The 549-nt window shown below is 60.1% G+C and carries 1 protein-coding gene; it reads left to right on the top strand.

Annotated features, from left to right (window positions below; genetic code table 11):
* Window positions 1-549, top strand: a 549-nt coding sequence (locus tag KW828_RS21680; protein ID WP_218338297.1) for a transposase, incomplete at both ends; no start/stop codon positions are given.

Below are 549 nucleotides of genomic sequence, written 5' to 3'. Positions count from 1 at the left end.
ACTGGTTCCGGCATGTCCGTCACCTGGGCTGGCAGTATACCGGGCGGGTCAGAGGGCTGGTCAGCTTCCGTCTGGAGGGGACACATCGCTGGCTGAACATCAGCGACCTTCAGGCCGGTTCAGAGCCAGTCAGGGTGGGATATGGTGTGCTGGCCCGTAAGCCACGCGAGCCGTGCTTCGGCAGCTTTTACCTGCAAAAACGACCATCAGCCGGACGCCATAGTCAGGGCGGAATGCCGAAAACCAACCGGGAACACCGGGCAAGTGCACAGACGCCGTGGCTGCTGTTCAGCAATGTCGAAGGGCGTGAGCCGGAGCAGATAATGAAGCTCTACAGCCGACGGATGCAAATCGAACAGAACTTCCGCGACGAGAAGAACCCGCGCTTCGGTTACGGTCTGCGGTACAGCAGAAGTCAGGGCAAGGGGCGTCTGGAGGTGCTGAGTGTGGTGATGGCGATGGCGAGTCTGGTGATGTGGCTGACGGGTTATCAGGCGGAGAAAAAGCAGCGTCATCGTGCATATCAGGCCAACACGGTGAGACGACGGG

The organism is Enterobacter sp. ENT03, assembly GCF_019218745.1.
GTDB lineage: Bacteria > Pseudomonadota > Gammaproteobacteria > Enterobacterales > Enterobacteriaceae > Enterobacter_D.
The sequence above is the reverse complement of the archived record's forward strand: the minus strand, read 5'-3'. Positions and strand labels throughout refer to the sequence as shown.